Genomic DNA, 1,593 nt, shown 5'->3' on the forward strand with positions numbered 1-1,593 from the left:
AGTCACAGGCGCAATGACCGCCTCACAAAAGCTGGATATGGGCTTTGATGAGTTGTCTTACGGTATTCACTACAGTGATGCCGAAGGCTGGAAAACCGTGTCTAAGCAAAAACCGCGTTTTACCGTAGAAGTTCAAGGCGAAGCCAACGCCAAAGCCATTGTCAATGTCGCCTTAGTGCCGCAATTAACCGTCAAGGTACTTCAGTATCCTACGGCGCGTATGGCAGTGCGACCCTTTTTGACCGCCACTGCAGGAGTAGAAGGCAAAGTCTATTATAAAGCCGATTTAGTCAATGCTGAACAAACCCAAGATGCCGACTATTGGCTCACCGAAATGTCATTAAAAGGGCAAATGGATGCCTATTTTTATGGCGCGATTGAAGGGCTAGATAATCGTCCGATTAAGGTGTTTAAGTGGACACTGGTTTATCCCAATAAAGAGGCAAAATTTGATGATTATACGACTTTTCAAAAAGTCACGATGATTAACTCCACAACCTTTATGGATATTCCCAAATTAGAGGCCAGTTTAGATACCACCAAAACCTTAAACAAAAACACACGCACCGTGTTAGTTGCCGCCAAATCTACCGATGTGCAAAGTCCGTTTAGACGTTTTATTGTTCCCTTTGGTCCTGAAGCCTTTTTGCCGTTTGATAACTGGCAAGCTCCTAAAGCCATTGCCATCAATAATACAGGCTATAGCTGGATAGATTCGGGTGATGCCAACGATACCACTCGCAATGGGCTATTAGCCACGCGCAATTTTTGGATTGAGTTTGATAAAGTAGGCACATACACCTTACGCGCCGCAGGTAACAGTGTGATGGGCAGTTGGGCGAGACAAGTTGCACCTGACATCACCGTTACTGTCACCGATGACAACCAAAATAACATCATGGACTATTGGGAGCAACGCTATCAACTCACAGGTGATGGCCAACAAATTGCCACAACAGACAGCGACCAAGACGGCGCAAGCAACCTCACTGAGTGGCTACAAGGCACAGACCCCTTAGTGGCAGACCGCACCTCTTGTAATGAAGGTTATACCCTTAAAGACAACAAGTGTGTTTGGTTGAGTCAAATTGTGGCTAGTTCAACTACACCCGAAATTGGCGAAAGCGTACAATTTAGCATTCAAAATATAATCAGCAAGGCCAAAGCTGTCATTTGGCAATTTGGTGCTGATGCCGTAGAAATGGTCACAGATTTGGCACACGCCACCACCACATACATCAAATCAGTAGTAAATAGTTTGACCGATGCCATTAGCCATGTGTTTAACACGGTGGGTGATGTACTGGTTTCGGCTACATTAAAAGATGGTACAGGTGCGGAGATTACGACTGTTTCGACAACGGTTAGTGTTAAACCCCTAGTTTGTCCAACTGGTCAAATAGAACAAAACGGCAAGTGCGTTGACTCTACTCCCGCTGTTTTCCAAGACGACTTCAACGACAATATCAATGGTGTAACCGCAGGTAATTGGACAGCAGTGGTAGAAGGCACAAACCCTAGCGTACAAGAAGCAAATCAACGCTTAGAAGTGACTTTACCTGCCAATTCTTTGGATAGTGCTAAACAGGTATT

The 1,593-nt window shown here is 45.1% G+C and carries 1 protein-coding gene; it reads left to right on the forward strand.

Annotated features, from left to right (window positions below; translation table 11 throughout):
* A partial coding sequence (locus Q0212_RS04210) for a hypothetical protein (RefSeq protein ID WP_297922680.1) occupies window positions 1–1,593 on the forward strand: 1,593 nt, incomplete at both ends.

Source organism: uncultured Agitococcus sp., from assembly GCF_937920075.1.
Classification (GTDB): domain Bacteria; phylum Pseudomonadota; class Gammaproteobacteria; order Pseudomonadales; family Moraxellaceae; genus Agitococcus.